The sequence below is a fragment of the Aeromonas sp. S18(2024) genome, from assembly GCF_041402525.1.
Lineage (GTDB): Bacteria > Pseudomonadota > Gammaproteobacteria > Enterobacterales > Aeromonadaceae > Aeromonas > Aeromonas enteropelogenes.
The window spans coordinates 188829-204312 of the sequence record NZ_JBGLQV010000001.1; the positions used below are offsets into that span (position 1 = coordinate 188829).

Annotated in this window: 15 protein-coding genes and 1 pseudogene; 10 read left to right on the top strand and 6 right to left on the bottom strand. The window is 59.5% G+C overall.

Annotation, left to right across the window (positions count from 1 at the left end; all coding sequences use genetic code 11):
* Window positions 1–83: 83 nt before the first annotated feature.
* The 4 genes and pseudogenes from ACB034_RS00820 to ACB034_RS00835 form a co-directional block, all read right to left on the bottom strand.
* Window positions 84–262: pseudogene (locus ACB034_RS00820) on the bottom strand (VOC family protein); the annotation flags it as partial.
* Between the two features lie 3 nt (window positions 263–265).
* On the bottom strand, window positions 266–628 hold the full coding sequence (locus ACB034_RS00825; RefSeq protein ID WP_371171831.1) for a VOC family protein: 363 nt from the start codon (window positions 626–628) through the stop codon (window positions 266–268).
* A gap of 82 nt (window positions 629–710) precedes the next feature.
* Complete coding sequence (locus ACB034_RS00830) at window positions 711–947, bottom strand: hypothetical protein (protein WP_371171832.1); 237 nt, start codon at window positions 945–947, stop codon at window positions 711–713.
* Window positions 948–951: 4 nt separating this feature from the next.
* Window positions 952–1332 (bottom strand): DUF6404 family protein, encoded by a 381-nt coding sequence (locus tag ACB034_RS00835; RefSeq protein WP_371171833.1) that lies wholly within the window; start codon window positions 1330–1332, stop codon window positions 952–954.
* 195 nt (window positions 1333–1527) lie between these two features.
* Here ACB034_RS00835 and ACB034_RS00840 point away from each other — a divergent pair, with 195 nt between their 5' ends.
* Entirely contained in the window at window positions 1528–2430 is a 903-nt protein-coding gene (locus tag ACB034_RS00840; RefSeq protein ID WP_371171834.1) for a LysR substrate-binding domain-containing protein, read from the top strand.
* Between the two features lie 201 nt (window positions 2431–2631).
* Here ACB034_RS00840 and glpK read toward each other — a convergent pair whose 3' ends face one another.
* Both glpK and ACB034_RS00850 read right to left on the bottom strand, forming a co-directional pair.
* Window positions 2632–4134: a glycerol kinase GlpK gene (gene glpK / locus ACB034_RS00845; protein ID WP_042028651.1), complete on the bottom strand. Its 1503-nt coding sequence runs from the start codon at window positions 4132–4134 to the stop codon at window positions 2632–2634.
* A gap of 29 nt (window positions 4135–4163) precedes the next feature.
* A complete protein-coding gene (locus tag ACB034_RS00850; RefSeq protein WP_042069858.1) occupies window positions 4164–5018 on the bottom strand; it encodes an MIP/aquaporin family protein in 855 nt (284 codons plus the stop codon).
* 510 nt (window positions 5019–5528) lie between these two features.
* Between ACB034_RS00850 and glpT the strand changes: the two genes are divergently transcribed.
* The 9 genes from glpT (at window position 5529) to ACB034_RS00895 (ending at window position 15408) form a co-directional block, all read left to right on the top strand.
* Window positions 5529–6884, top strand: a complete 1356-nt coding sequence (gene glpT / locus ACB034_RS00855) for a glycerol-3-phosphate transporter (RefSeq protein WP_042028653.1) — start codon at window positions 5529–5531, stop codon at window positions 6882–6884.
* Window positions 6885–6986: 102 nt separating this feature from the next.
* The gene (locus tag ACB034_RS00860) at window positions 6987–7745 is read left to right on the top strand and encodes a DeoR/GlpR family transcriptional regulator (RefSeq protein WP_026456932.1); all 759 of its coding nucleotides are present in this window, start codon (window positions 6987–6989) and stop codon (window positions 7743–7745) included.
* 269 nt (window positions 7746–8014) lie between these two features.
* Window positions 8015–9502, top strand: coding sequence for a glycerol-3-phosphate dehydrogenase (gene glpD / locus ACB034_RS00865; protein ID WP_338610329.1), 1488 nt, complete (start codon window positions 8015–8017; stop codon window positions 9500–9502).
* Between the two features lie 93 nt (window positions 9503–9595).
* A complete protein-coding gene (gene glpQ / locus ACB034_RS00870) occupies window positions 9596–10684 on the top strand; it encodes a glycerophosphodiester phosphodiesterase (RefSeq protein ID WP_371171835.1) in 1089 nt (362 codons plus the stop codon).
* Between the two features lie 207 nt (window positions 10685–10891).
* On the top strand, window positions 10892–11374 hold the full coding sequence (gene eco / locus ACB034_RS00875; protein WP_026457944.1) for a serine protease inhibitor ecotin: 483 nt from the start codon (window positions 10892–10894) through the stop codon (window positions 11372–11374).
* A gap of 298 nt (window positions 11375–11672) precedes the next feature.
* On the top strand, window positions 11673–12038 hold the full coding sequence (gene maoP, locus ACB034_RS00880) for a DUF413 domain-containing protein (RefSeq protein WP_042028657.1): 366 nt from the start codon (window positions 11673–11675) through the stop codon (window positions 12036–12038).
* Window positions 12038–12913, top strand: coding sequence for an HTH-type transcriptional regulator HdfR (gene hdfR / locus ACB034_RS00885; protein WP_026457942.1), 876 nt, complete (start codon window positions 12038–12040; stop codon window positions 12911–12913). The genes maoP and hdfR overlap by 1 nt, the downstream gene beginning before the upstream one ends.
* A 218-nt stretch (window positions 12914–13131) precedes the next feature.
* Entirely contained in the window at window positions 13132–14073 is a 942-nt protein-coding gene (locus ACB034_RS00890; RefSeq protein WP_371171836.1) for a hypothetical protein, read from the top strand.
* Between the two features lie 144 nt (window positions 14074–14217).
* Complete coding sequence (locus ACB034_RS00895; protein WP_371171837.1) at window positions 14218–15408, top strand: amino acid aminotransferase; 1191 nt, start codon at window positions 14218–14220, stop codon at window positions 15406–15408.
* Window positions 15409–15484 lie beyond the last annotated feature (76 nt).

The following is a 15484-nucleotide window of genomic DNA, read 5'->3' on the forward strand; positions in this document are numbered from 1 at the left end:
AATAGTCTTAGCGCCGAAATATAATAGCATGATATCGCATAGAATAAGCAGCTGAAAAATGCTGACTTGCTTCCCCATAGGGGTTAGATGCAGTCTGGCCCAGACCAGACTGCAAATTCATTGTTTCTGGGCTCAACAAAGTGGAAGCTGCAGCCAGCGGGAAAATCGAACAAGGGCACGAACTATGGTGCCCCGCGCTAGCTACCTTGCTCTGGGTCACCGCAATATCGGGGCTGTAGAACACCAGCAGGGCGCCCCCTTGCTATCAGGCGCTGGCCGACTCCGACCAGACGGCAAATTCATTACCGCTGGGCTCGGTAAAGTGAAAGCGGCGGCCACCGGGAAAGTCAAAGAGCGGCCGTACTATGCTGCCGCCAGCGCTGGCCACCTTGGCCTGGGTCGCTTCAATATTGGCGCTGTAGAACACCAGGAGGGCCCCGCCTTGCGCGCTCTGGCTGCAGAGATCGGCGCGATAGAAACCGCCATCGAGCCCTTCCCCGGCAAAGGCACAGTAGTCGGGGCCGTAATCGGCAAACTGCCAGCCAAAGGCGGCCTGAAAGAAGGCCTTGGTGGCGGCGAGATCCCTGGCGGCAAACTCCACATAGTTCAGTTTTTCATGGGCTTTCATCTGGGTTGCTCCCTGCTGGTCGATGGTTCGCCGGCTTATCCGCGCGGTGTCGATGAGTTGATGATGGCAGAAGAAACCTTGCCTATTGAAACTCCTCGCCCTGATTGGCCAGGGTATCGAGCCCGCATCTGGTGCAAACCAGATAGCGGTCGACCTGATCCATGGCGGCGATGCCGCTCATGCTTGAGCCGGAAAAAAGGCCGCTGAGAAAGGCCTTGAGGACCCCGCTGGGAGACTCTTCGTGGTGCTGAATCTTGGGCAGGATCCGCTCGCGGTGAGCGGTTTCAACCCCGCAGCGGGGACAAAATTGGTTGAACATGGGGTCACTCATGGATGGTGGGGGTCGTTGTCGTGGGGGCCAGCTGCTCCCACGGGGTCAATTTCAGCTGTTTGCGCCTTATTCCTATGTTGCTTGCCATCAGCAGACCGAAGAGGGCTGCAAACAGGGCTGTCTGGCGCAGGGCGTCAACGGGTTCCATTTCAGTGCCATGCCAGCTGAACAGCCACATCAACAGGCCCCAGATCAGCCCGGCGCTGATGCCAAATCCCAGCAGGTTGGCAAGCCAGCTCTGATAGTGGGGTGGCTTGACCGGGTAACCGAGCCTGCGCAGCAGTCTGAACAGGAGAGGAGCGTAATGGGATTGCCATACGCCCTTGCTGGCAAGCTCCTGATGGGCGGCGGCCAGTCGCTCTTCGAATGTCATGGGGTCTCTCTTGGTGAGTATGTGTGGCGCCATACGATGCCTGATGGCGGGCATTCTACCCATAAGCCCGATGGATAGATGGGTTGGCCATCACGTTATTGGCGAGGATTTTGCGGCTGGTAGCGTCCCGTTGGCCTTGCCAGTGCATGGCCAATGCGCCTATAAAGGCCCATTACTCTTGCCGGAATAACAGCAATGAAGACCCATTCTGATGAACTGACCCTGTTTGTGGCGGTGGTGGAGGCGGGCAGTTTTCGCCAGGCGGCGGAGAACCTCGGCATGGACAACTCGGTGGTGAGCCGCGGCATCAAGCGGCTCGAAGAGAAGCTCGCTACCGTGCTGCTCAATCGCACCACGAGGCGGGTCAGCCTGACTGAGGAGGGGAGCTGGTTCTATCAGCGGGCGGTGAAGATCCTGACCGAGATGAGCGAGGCGGAGGGGCTGCTGCTGATGCGCCGCGAACAGCCGGAGGGGATCTTGCGGGTCGATGCCGCTACCCCCTTTATCCTGCATCGGCTGGTACCCATCATCGGCGAGTTTCGCCGCCGTTATCCCAGTATCGAGCTGCAACTGCACAGCTCCGAAGGCTTTATCAACCTGATGGAGCGGCGGGTGGACATGGCCATTCGTATCGGCGAGCTGAGCGACTCCTCCCTGCGCGCCCTGCCGCTCGGACGATCCAGATTGCGGCTGCTGGCCTCTCCCGACTATCTGAAGGCGCGCGGCACCCCGCGCCAGCCGGCGGATCTGCTGACGGGTCACGAGCTGCTCGGCTTTTTGCATCCCGATCACCTCAATCACTGGCCGCTACTGAGTGAAGAGCAGGGGGATCGCTTTCCCATTCACCCGACCCTGCGTGCCAGCAGTGGCGAGACATTGCGTCAGCTGGCGCTGGCGGGGCAGGGGATTGTCTGCCTGTCGGACTTTATGACCGGGCCGGATCGGGCGAGCGGCGTCCTGGTGGAGGTACTGGCTCGCAGCAACAGCGGCGCTTCGCGCCCCATCAATGCGGTCTTCTATTCAGATGCCCAGCGGGATATCCGGCTGCGGGTCTGGCTCGATTTTTTGAAGGAGCAATTAGGCAGCCACACCCTCTAAGGGCTGAACAGGGCTGGGAGGAATATAGGTGCCAACCCATTCTCGGCCTCTGGCAGGCTAGAGATGAGCATGGATGTCTTGATGGTTCAATGATGCAGGTGGTCGTCAAGGCAGAACACACAGAGCGCGAGATAAAAAAGAGGCCGACATCGCTGTCGGCCTCTTGGCATGTTTGTTTCCAAAAAGGAGTCGGCTAGCCGATTAATCCTCTTCGGCCCAGCGGCGGGAACGCTCGACGGCTTTCTTCCAGCCGTTGTAGCGTTTGGCGCGCTCGTCACGGTCCATCTGCGGGATAAACTCTCTGTCCACGCTGAACTTGTCTTCCAGCTCGTCCGAGCTCTTCCAGAAGCCGACGGCGAGGCCTGCCAGGAAGGCGGCGCCCATGGCGGTGGTCTCGATACGGGTCGGACGCACTACCGGGGTGTGCATCATGTCGGACTGGAACTGCATCAGGAAGTCGTTGGCTACCGCGCCACCGTCCACCTTCAGGGCCGCCAGCTTGATGCCGGAGTCCTGCTGCATCGCATCCAGCACATCGCGGCTCTGATAGGCGATGGATTCCAGTGCGGCACGGATGATGTGGTTGCGGTTGGCGCCGCGGGTCAGGCCGACCATGGTGCCGCGAGCATACGGATCCCAGTAGGGGGCACCCAGACCGACGAAGGCCGGTACCAGGTAGACGCCGTTGGTGTCGCCCACCTTGGAGGCGAAGTAGTCGGTGTCGCGAGCATCGTGAATGATCTTGAGCTCGTCACGCAGCCACTGGATGGTGGCGCCGCCCATAAACACGGCACCTTCGAGGGCATAATTCACTTCCCCTTTCGGGCCGATGGCGACCGTGGTCAGCAGGCCGTTGTTGGAGCGAACCGGCTCGGTACCGGTGTTCATCAGCATGAAGCAGCCGGTGCCGTAGGTGTTCTTGGCCATCCCTTTTTCGAAGCAGAGCTGGCCGAACAGGGCGGACTGCTGGTCACCGGCGATACCGGCGATGGGGATGCGGGAGCCGCCACCACGTGTGGTGTAGCCATACACCTCGGAGGAGGGCTTCACTTCCGGCAGCATGGACATGGGGATGCCCAGCTCGTCCAGCATGCGCTGATCCCACTTCAGATCGCGGATGTTGTAGAGCATGGTGCGGGACGCGTTGGTCGGGTCGGTGACATGCACTTCGCCGTTGGTCATCTTCCACACCAGCCAGGTGTCGATGGTGCCGAACAAGAGCTCGCCGTTCATCGCCTTCTCGCGGGCCCCTTCCACGTTGTCAAGGATCCACTTCACCTTGGTGCCGGAGAAGTAGGCGTCCAGCACCAGACCGGTGTTTTCGCGCACGTACTCTTCGAGGCCCCGGGCCTTGAGCTCTTCACAGATGGCTGCGGTGCGGCGGCACTGCCAGACGATGGCGTTGTAGATGGGTTTGCCGGTGGCCTTTTCCCATACCACGGTAGTTTCACGCTGGTTGGTGATGCCGATGGCGGCGATCTCTTCGCTGCGAAGGCCGGTTTTGGCCAGTACTTCGGTAAAGACGGAGGATTGGGTCGCCCAGATCTCCATCGGGTCGTGCTCTACCCAGCCCGCTTTCGGATAGTGCTGGGTAAATTCGCGCTGGGAGGTGCCGACGATGTTGGCATCCTGATCGAAGACGATGGCGCGGGAGGAGGTGGTACCCTGGTCCAGAGCGACGACATATTTCTTTTCAGCAGACATGATGTTCTCCACGTTTTATGGGGCCGCTCTTACGCGGCGGCCTCTTCTTTGGCTTTGGCGGTTTGGGTGGCTTGCTCGGTGGTGGCAACACGGTTGCCCGGCACACAGGGGGCCAATACTTTCACATAGAGGGCGGCACCAATCTGGGCACCGACGATGGGGCCAAGGATGGGTACCCAGAAGTAGGGGTTGTCACGACCACCGGTCAGGGCCACATCACCCCAGCCAGCGAAGAAGGCAAACAGCTTGGGACCGAAGTCACGGGCCGGGTTCATGGCAAAACCGGTTAACGGGCCAAGGGAGGCGCCGATCACCGCGATCAGGATACCGATCAGCAGGGCGGCGGCGAAACCTTTGGGGGCACCGTTGTTGTTGTCGCACAGCGCCAGAATGCCCAGCATCAGCACGGCGGTGATCACCAGCTCGACCGCGAAGGCCTGCAGGTTGGAGATCAGGGCATTGGGGTAGGTAGAGAAGATGCCGGCGGTGCCGAGGCTCTCGATGCTGCCGCGTGCCACGTTATGGGTGACTTCCCACTGGGTGAAAAGGTTACCATACAGGAAGTAGACAAGGGCGGCGAAGCAGAAGGCACCTGCCATCTGGGCGATGATGAAGGGCACCACCTTGCGTTTGTCAAAGCCGGCGAAGGTCATCAGCGCCAGGGTGACGGCCGGGTTCAGGTGGGCACCTGAAATACCGCCGGTCACATAGATGGCAATGGCTACGCCAAGGCCCCAGGTAATGGAAATTTCCCACTGACCAAAATTGGCGCCTGCCAGCACCAGGGCGGCCACACATCCTACGCCGAAGAAGATCAGCAGGCCGGTGCCGATAAACTCGGCGATGCACTCACCAAGCAGGGTATTGGGTCTTTGTATGCTCATATCTGTATTCCTCGTATCCACCCGTAGTAGAGGTTTGATGTTCTGTTATTGTCGATGTTCCGTTTTATCGTTTTTCTATCTATCTGTTGCGTCCGGAAACGTTTCCCTGTTTTTTCTCACCTTACGCAAACGTTATGCTCGTTTTTGTTCGTTATCGGACGTGTGAGAAAATAACCCGTCCCGACGAATTCACCATCCCCCCGCCATGGGAAATGTGGGCAAGATCCCACTCATTGCTAAGAAAATGTGACGTAAAGCAACCTGATAACGGCCAATTACCCCCAAGGTGGTAGTCTCTATCCCTTGCCGTACAAGGGGTTGCGCTTGATGATTGATTTCTCATTTGAGGCTTTTTGTTTGTAATAAATCTGCAATATTTGAGCATGTGTCACAGAACTTGTGAGCGTTTATGCGCACAATTGGCTCGCTTTCGAATTTGAGGACTCACTCGATTCGTCAGCTTGGTCAGGGCATCCTCAACCGCCCATAACAACAATAAGGAAGCAGAACATGCTTAGTCTCTTCAGGCCTGCACCGCACATCGACAGGCTTCCGGCTGACAAGGTCGACCCCTTCTATAAACGCATGCGTTGGCAAGTCTTCATCGGGATCTTTTTCGGTTACGCAGGTTACTACCTGGTCCGGAAAAACTTCAGTCTGGCCATGCCCTATCTGGTGGAGCAGGGCTTCTCCCGCGGGGATCTCGGCTTTGCCCTGTCCGGGGTCTCTATTGCCTATGGTCTTTCCAAGTTTTTGATGGGCAACGTGTCGGATCGCTCCAACGCCCGTTACTTCCTCTCCGCCGGTCTGCTGCTGTCGGCCGGCATCATGTTCATGATGGGCACCATGCACTGGGCCACCTCCAGCATCGCCATCATGTTCGTGCTCCTGTTCCTGAACGGCTGGGTACAGGGCATGGGTTGGCCCCCCTGCGGTCGCACCATGGTGCACTGGTGGTCACAAAAAGAGCGGGGCGAGATCGTCTCGGTCTGGAACGTGGCTCACAACGTGGGTGGCGGCATGATAGGCCCGCTGTTCATTCTGGGGATGGGCTGGTTCAATGACTGGCGCAGTGCCTTCTATGTGCCGGCTGCGGCCGCCGCTGCCATCGCGGTCATCGCCTTCTTCGTGATGCGCGATACCCCGCAATCGGTTGGTCTGCCCCCCATCGAGGAGTACAAGAACGACTATCCGAAGGATTACAACGAGAGCCACGAGCAGGAGTTTTCCGCCAAGGAGATCTTCGTCAAGTACGTGCTGCACAACAAGCTCTTGTGGTACATCGCCATCGCCAACGCCTTCGTTTACCTCATTCGTTACGGTGTGCTGGACTGGGCCCCGACCTATCTGAAAGAGGCCAAGGACTTCTCCGTCGACAAATCCTCCTGGGCTTACTTCCTCTATGAGTGGGCGGGTATTCCGGGCACCCTGCTGTGTGGCTGGATCTCCGACAAGATGTTCCAGGGCCGCCGCGCCCCGGCCGGCATCCTGTTCATGGTGCTGGTAACCCTGTTCGTGCTGGTCTACTGGCTCAACCCGGCGGGCAATCCCACCGTCGACATGCTGGCGCTGGTGGCCATCGGCTTCCTCATCTACGGTCCCGTCATGCTGATCGGTCTCTATGCCCTGGAGCTGGCACCGAAGAAGGCGGCCGGTACCGCGGCAGGCTTCACCGGTCTGTTTGGTTACCTGGGTGGTGCGGTCGCGGCCAACGCCATGCTGGGCTACACCGTTGACCACTTTGGCTGGGATGGCGGCTTCGTGGTGCTGACCGCATCCTGCGTGCTCTCCATCATCCTGCTGGCGATGACCCTCAAGCACGAGAACATCGCCGTTGCAGCCAAGGCGGCGGCCAATAAGGCATAAAACGTGATCCCCAGCTTATTGATCCCAAAGGGGATCAGGTAAACTGCCAGAAGGCCCCGCATCTGCCGGGGCCTTTTTTCGTTTCATCATCGGAGTGAAAGCGTGAAACAAACCCAACGACATCTGGAGATCCTGGAGGTCCTGACGCGGCAGGGATTTGTCTCGACCGACGATCTGGTGAGCCATTTTGACGTCAGTCCCCAGACCATTCGCCGGGATCTGAACGATCTCGCCGAACAGAACAAGATCCGGCGCCATCACGGTGGTGCCTCTTTGCATTCGAGCACGGTCAATACCGCCTACAGCGCCCGCAAGGTGATGCAGCTCAAGGAGAAAGAGCGTATCGCCCGGGAAGTAGCTGCCAATATTCCCGATGGCTCCTCCCTCTTTATCGACATCGGCACGACCACCGAGGCCATCGCCCGCGCCCTGCTCGATCACCGTGAGCTGCGCATCGTCACCAACAACCTCAACGTGGCCAGCATACTGACCGCCAAGGATGACTTCACCGTCATCATCGCTGGGGGCGAGATCCGCAACCGGGACGGCGGCATAGTGGGGGAGGCGACCCGCGACTTCATCGGCCAGTTTCGCATGGATTATGGCGTCATCGGCATCTCGGGCATCGACAGCGATGGCTCCCTGCTCGATTTCGACTATCACGAGGTGAAGATTGCCCAGGCCATCATTGCCCACTCCCGTCAGGTGTTCCTGGCCGCCGACCACACCAAGTTCGGTCGCAATGCCATGGTCAATCTCGGCAACCTCAGCCAGGTTCACGCCCTCTTCACCGATCAGGAGCCGCCGGAGAAGCTGGTGCGCCTGATGGCGCAGCACCAGATCGCCTGCCATATCTGCTGATCATCGTCGGCAGATATCACTATTAGCCGCCCATTCGGGCGGCTTTTCTATTTTCATATCCCTTAATGGCTAGTTTTCACCTGGGCTGCGCTACCCCCTGTCCGGCAGCGCATCGCTGGTGAGCGTGCCATGCCATATTTGCCGCTTTTCGTGGGATGGTGCGATCACACTTTCGCCATAAAATGTTCGTTTGTTGGTTTTTCATGTTCTAAAATGAGCGAAATCAAACATTGCTGCCATAGCAATCATAAAAATGAAAGTAGGTGAACATGAGCGAACATTATGATCTGGTCGTCGTCGGCGGCGGCATCAACGGCGTCGGCATTGCGGCCGATGCGGCGGGGCGTGGGCTGAAGGTGGCGCTGTTTGAAGCGCAGGATCTCGCCTCGGCCACCTCGTCCAACTCCAGCAAGCTGATCCACGGCGGCCTGCGCTATCTCGAACATTATGAATTCCGGCTGGTGAAAGAGGCGCTGGCGGAGCGGGAGGTGCTGCTCGGCATGGCGCCCCATATCGCGCGCCCCATGCGTTTTCGCCTGCCCCATCGTCCGCACCTGCGCCCGGCCTGGATGATCCGTGCCGGCCTCTTCCTCTATGACAATCTGGCCAAGCGCGACAAGCTCAAGGGCAGCAGCGGCGTGCGCTTCCTGCCGCAAGATGGTTTGACCGCCGGCATCAGCAAGGGGTTTGAATATTCCGACGCCTGGGTCGATGACGCCCGCCTGGTGGTGCTCAACGCCATGATGGCCCGGGACAAGGGCGCCGACGTGCAGACCCGTACCCGCTGCGTCAAGGCGGTGCGCGGATCCAAACACTGGATCCTGACCCTGGAGCGGGAAGGGGGCGAGCAGTTCACCGTCTCCTGCCGCGGTCTGGTCAATGCGGCCGGCCCCTGGGTCAAAACCTTCTATGACGAGAGCCTGCACGAGGCATCCCCGCGCGGTATTCGCCTCATCAAAGGCAGCCATATCGTGGTGCCGCGCATCCATGAGCGCGAAGAGGCCTACATCCTGCAAAACGAGGACAACCGCATCGTCTTCGTCATTCCCTACCAGCAGGATTACTCCCTGATCGGCACCACGGACGTGGAGCACCACGGCAGCCCGCGCGAGGCCAGGATCAGCGACGCCGAAGTCAACTACCTGTGCAAGGTGGTCAACGCCCACTTCACCCGCCAGATCGCCCCGAAAGATGTGATCTGGACCTATGCCGGGGTGCGCCCGCTGTGCGATGACGAATCCGACTCGCCCCAGGCGGTGACCCGCGACTACACGCTGGAACTCTCCGGCGAGTCCGACGGCGCGCCGCTGCTCTCGGTGTTTGGTGGCAAGCTCACCACCTATCGCAAGCTGGCCCAGGCTGCCTGCAACAAGCTCAAGCCCTGGTTCAGCCAGATGGGCGACGACTGGACCGCCAGCAGCCGCCTGCCCGGCGGCGAGTTCGATTGCACGGTACGCGAACTGGCGCGCGCCTATGCGCTCGAATTCGACTGGCTCGATGATCGCAGTGCCCTGCGCATCGCCGAAGCCTATGGCAGCCATGCCCGCCTCTGGCTGAAAGAGGAGCGTGGCCAGCACTTTGGTGCCGGATTGTATGAATCCGAGGTGCGTTATCTCATCGAGCGCGAGTGGGCCTTTACCCTGGAAGATATCCTGTGGCGCCGCAGCAAGCTGGGGCTGCGCCTCTCCGACGCCGAACAGCAGCAACTGCAAGCCTGGTTGGCGCAACATCATCACGCCTTGCCCAAGGCAAGCTGATGAAAAAGCGGGCTGCTGCCAGGCAGCCCGCCCTAAAACTGCAATAAACCTCTGATAGAACAACTACCTACACAATAATAAAGAGCATCACATATGAAAAAATTCGCTATTTCCCTCATTGCGTTGGGCCTTGGGGCCTCCCTGTCATTGCCTGCGCTGGCCGTCGATGAAGGCAAGGTGGTGATCGCTCACCGCGGCGCCTCCGGTTACCTGCCCGAACACACCCTGGAGTCCAAGGCCATGGCCTACGCCATGGGGGTGGACTACCTCGAGCAGGATCTGGTGATGACCAAGGATGACCAGCTGGTGGTGATGCACGATCACTTCCTCGACGGCATCACTGACGTGGCCGAGCGCTTCCCCGGCCGGGCCCGCCCGGATGGGCGCTACTATGTAGTGGACTTCACCCTGGACGAGGTGCGCTCCCTGCGCATGACCGAGCCGTTCCAGCTGGTGGATGGCAAGCAGATCCCCGTTTATCCCGCCCGCTTCCCGCTCTGGAAGTCCAACTTCAAGATCCACACCTTCCAGGAAGAGATCGAGATGATCCAGGGCATGAACAAGAGCACCGGCAAGAATGTCGGCATCTATCCGGAGATCAAGGCGCCCTGGCTGTTTCGCCACGAAGGCAAGGACATCTCCAAGGCGGTGCTGAAGGTGCTCAAGGAGTACGGCTACACCACCAAGGATGACAAGGTCTATCTGCAATGCTTCGATGCCAACGAGCTCAAGCGCATCAACAGCGAGCTGATGCCCGCCATGGGGATGGATCTCAAGCTGGTGCAGCTGATGGCCGAAACCGACTGGAACGAGACCATGGTCTACGCCGCCAAGGGCAAGGCGACCCCCTATGACTACGACTGGATGTTCAAGCCGGGCGCCATGAAGACCATCGCCTCCTATGCCGAAGGGATTGGCCCCTGGAAGCCGATGGTGGTGACCGAGCCGGGTACTCCTGGCAAGCCGGTCTTCACCAACATGGTGAAAGAGGCCCATGCCGCCGGTCTCAAGGTGCATCCTTATACCTTCCGTCAGGATGAGGGACAGATCCCTGCCTATGCCAAGGACTTCACCGATCTCCTGAACATCTTCCTTTATCAGGCGGATGTGGACGGGGTGTTCAGCGACTTCCCGGACAAGGCGGTGGCCGTCATCCAGGCCCATGAGACGGCTAAAAAATAGTGAAAAAAGAGTAAGTTGGTGCATGGCGAGGTCAGTTGGCCTCGCCTTTTTCATGAGGCTCCCGCAACGGGCGTGTGCACCATGTCAGAAAATAACCAGATAGCGTCATTGTGTGCCGGTTCCTGCGAGATTTGCGGCGCAGAGCGCTGGCATGAAATCGGCAGAGCGGTTAGTCTAGCGGCGTTGAACCAACCCCAAGAGGTACAGATGAAAACCGTACTGCGTTTTAGCCTGCTGGGCGCCTTGTTGCTGGGCGGCCATGCCGTCGCTGCCGAGCCGAAAAAATTTGATATCAGCATGTTCCCAGCCGCTGACGTGAATCAGGAACGTGTGGTGATCCGCCTGCCCGAAGTCGAAAAAGAAGCCGACATGATGGTCGAGCTGCAGGTTGGCAAGAAGATGATGGTGGATTGCAACGTGCCACGTTTTGCCGGCAATCTGGAACAGCACAGCGTCAAGGGCTGGGGCTACAACTACCTGGTGCTGGGCAAGGTGTCCGACCCCATCAGCACCCTGATGGCCTGCCCGGATGGACAGAAGAAGGAGTCTTTCGTTCAGGTATATGGCCAGGGCTTCTTTGTGAACTACAACTCCAAGCTGCCGTTCGTCATCTATGTGCCCCAGGAATATGAAGTGCGCTATCGTCTGTGGCGTGCCGACAACCTGGCGCAACCGGCCATGATTGAGTAACTCGCTCTGCAGCCCTGCGACACGAGTTGACTCGCGATAAAAACAAAGCGCCATATGGCGCTTTGTTTTTATCTGTCGCGGTGACAAACCGGCCTGTCAGGATGACATCGTTTTGGCATAAGCCCGTTATTTATCAATGATTTTTTCTTGTTTTGAGACGAAATCATCAATAGGGTCGGGATAAATCGACATCAATAAAAATTTTTTATTAACATAGTGAAAAAATTGATTTTGCACTCGGCGATGGCCTGATGATACTTGCCCGCAAAGGTCAAACTAACCAGAAAAAAAGAGCACTATGAGCTTCGAATCAGACAAGCGTTTCAACGACTTCAAACATTTTCCCCGTGGCCTGCGTCGCAGTGGTGAATTCACTGTGGCCGAAGCGGACAGTCTGGAAAAGTACGGTACCGCCATGCTGGCACTCTATCAGGGCAACCTGGCTCCTCGTGACGAGGTTGAGTCTGCCTTCATCGAGCAGGTCAAATCCGGCGCTGCCGGTGCCAACCCCCATGCCAAGGTGTGGTTCAAGTACCTCAAGGTGATTGGTCCCAAGCGTGTTCATCGTCTCTGCACCGTCGTGGGTGGTGCCAGCGAAGAGAGCAGCGGTGGTGGCAGCTTTGACGTGGGCGGTGGCGGTGGCAGTGACGAGTCCATCGATTAATGGATACCGAGCTGCTTCGGACCTTCATTGAAGTAAGCAAGACCCGGCACTTTGGCCGGGCTGCCGAAAATCTTTACCTGACCCAGTCGGCGGTGAGTTTCAGGATCCGCCAACTCGAACAGCAACTGGGTGTCAGCCTGTTTGCCCGCCATCGCAACAATATTCGTCTGACGGCCTCCGGTGAGCGCCTGCTGCCTTATGCAGACGCCATCTTGCATACCCTGGGTCGTGCCAAGCAGGATGTGGCCCTCTCCCCCGGATTCAGTCAGCAGCTGGCTATAGGGGCGCCTGCGGTGTTCTGGGAGCTTGACTTCAACGACTGGCTCAACCACATCTATGCCCTGGCCCCCGGGCTCGCAGTGCGTCTGGAAACGGCTTCGCGCGAGCACCTCTGCCGGCAGCTGCTGGAGCGCTCCCTCGATCTGGCGCTGCTCTCCGAGCCCACCAAGATCGACGAGATCGCCCTGCACCCCATCGGCGAGCTGGTGTTCGAGCTGGTGAGCCGGGAGCCGGCCGCCAATGCCGACAACCTGATCCAGATGCCCCATATTCATCTGGACTGGGGCACCAGTTTCGAGCCGCAGCCGAGCCGTCTGCAGAGCCTGCAAAAGACGCCAGTGCTGCATTCGAGCTCCGCCAGCATGGCGTTGCAGTTCGTGCTGGCCAATGGCGGTGCCGCCTATCTGCCGCGGCGGATGGTGAGCCCCTATCTGGAGAAGGGGGCCCTGCATCTGGTGGAAGAGGCGCAGCCCCTGAGTCGCCCCCTCTATCTCGCCTATCTGGAAAAATCCGATCGGCGGGAGCTGATCGATCAGCTGCTGGCGCTGCCGCTTGGCTGGCATGAAGCCGATCTGCGCCTGAACGAACCTCAATAAGCCCGTCGAACTCATAAAAAACCCGCCTGCAGGCGGGTTTTTTGTTTGGGGCAAGGGTTGCCGGCTTCCTGGATGGGGAGGGTGGTGTCGGGCCTATTCTTGCTGCCAGCCTTCCCTTGTTCATGCGCTGAGTCACGGATTGCCCCGACCGGGCTTGGCCGGGGCTCACAAGATCAGTTAATTTCCGGCTCTCGTTGCGACACAGGGATGGAGTGCAAGTGATCGATTTTCGTCACCCCGAATGGCGGGAGCTGGCCCGGCAGCTGCTGGAACACTCGCCCTTGGCGATCCGGGGCCGCCAATGGCAGCCGTTGGTGGGCCTGCTCAGGGACAACCAGCTGTTGCTGGCCCTAGGCAATCACCACTATGAGCTGACGCCGGCGGGACGACGCTATCTGACCCGTGAGCTGATGCTGGCGGAGATCGCCACGGCGCCACCGGCTCCCGAGGAGTGGCTGCACGCCCAGGGGTGGCAGCTGGGGGAGCTGGTCAACGAGCAGGTGCTGGCGGCGCTATATCGCAAGTCTGGGACGGGGTTCAGTCCGGTCGAGCAGATCGACTTCGAGGACAAGGGGATCCGGCTCTGCAGCGATCAGCTGCTGCGCCTACGCGCCTCTGCCCCCTTCAGCCTGTTTTTCAGTGGCGGTACCCTGCTCGATGCCGCGTCCTGGTTGCAGACCCTGGGGGAGGTGGCCCTGCCGGAACGCACCCTGGCCGGGCTTGGCAAGATCCTGTGGGGGGAGGGGGAGCTCTTGCGGGTGATCAGCACGGATTGCATCGGCGCTTTTGCCGAACTTCCCCTCGCGGATGGCACTTTGCTGGTGTGGGCGCCGGCCACGGCCCACTCGACCCTGCAACAAATCGTGGCGGCCCTGCCGCCCAATGTGCAGTGGAGCCATCTCACCGCCCTCGACCCCGCCGGGGTGGATCGGGTCCAGGCGCTGGCCCAGCGTCTCGGGCGTCCGGCCAGCTGGTGGTTGCCCGTTTCCCTCTCTCCCATCATGAGCGCCTATGGCCAGCCGCTGACGGAGAGCCGGCCCTGGGAGACGAGCCGTCTGCCCAAATCTTTGTTGGCAGTTTGTAGCGCTTTGGTTGAATCCAATGGTGGTTTGTCTGCCGAAGTGTGCGCACTGGCCTCCAGCTGGCATGCCGTCGGCTGAAATCGCCGCACGGATGGGCTAAAAAGCGGTTTTCCCTCCTTGAACGCAGTGATATAAAGAGCTGACGAAGCGCTCGCAGGATGGGCGCTTTTGTTTGCCACCATGCTTTGCCATCCAAGCCATCAACGGAATACAGGGAATACCATGTTTGAAAAGGTTGTTGCCGCCCCAGCGGATCCGATCCTGGGCCTGACCGAAGCCTTCCGCACTGACACTCGCAGCCACAAGATCAATCTGGGCGTAGGGATCTACAAGGATGAGACCGGTGCCACCCCTATCCTTCATTGCGTCAAGCGAGCCGAACAGAAGCTCTTGACCGACGAGAAGACCAAGAATTACCTCGGTATTGAAGGCAATATCGAGTACGGTCGCATCGTGCAGCAGCTGCTGTTCGGGCAGGACTCCCCTCTGGTCAACAGTGGCCGCGCCAAGACTGCCCAGGCACCGGGCGGTACCGGTGCCCTGCGCATCGCCGCCGAGTTCGTGGTGCGCAACAATCTCGCCAAGACCGTCTGGATCTCCGATCCCACCTGGGCCAACCACGTCAGCGTGTTCCAGGCCGCCGGCCTGACCGTCAAGTGGTACAAGTACTACGATGCAGCGACCAAGGGACTGGATTTTGCCGCCATGCAGGCGTCGCTGGCCGAGGCGCAAGCCGGCGATCTGGTGTTGCTGCACGGTTGCTGCCACAACCCGACCGGTATCGACCCGACCGCTGATCAGTGGCGCGCCCTGGCCAAACAGAGTGCCGCCGCCGGCTGGCTGCCGCTGTTTGACTTTGCCTATCAGGGTTTTGCCCGCGGTATCGAAGAGGATGCCGAGGGTCTGCGCATCTTCGCCCAGTGCCACGACGAGCTGCTGGTGGCGAGCTCTTTCTCCAAAAACTTCGGCCTCTACAACGAGCGGGTTGGCGCTTTCACCCTGGTCAGCGCGACCAAGGAGATCGCCGAGGTGGCCTTCACCCAGGTCAAGACCGTCATTCGTGCCAACTACTCCAACCCGCCGTCACACGGTGCGGCCGTGGTCACCGCTGTGGTGAGCGATCCGGCCCTCTATGCCGAGTGGGTGGAAGAAGTGGCCGCCATGCGGGTGCGCATTCGCGAGATGCGCGAGCTGCTGGTGGAAAAACTGGCTGCCCGTGGCGTGAACCAGGACTTCGGTTTCATTCGTGAGCAGAATGGCATGTTCTCCTTCTCCGGCCTCAGCAAGGATCAGGTTGAGCGCCTCAAGAGCGAGTTTGCCATCTACATCGTCGGTTCCGGCCGGATCAGCGTGGCCGGGATCACCCGCGCCAACATCGATCCCCTGTGCGATGCCATCGCCAAGGTGCTGTGACAAGTTAGTCGTGATGGCGCCAGACCAGGCAAAAGCCCGCCGGGGAGACCCGGCGGGCTTTTTTGTATCCGTCGCT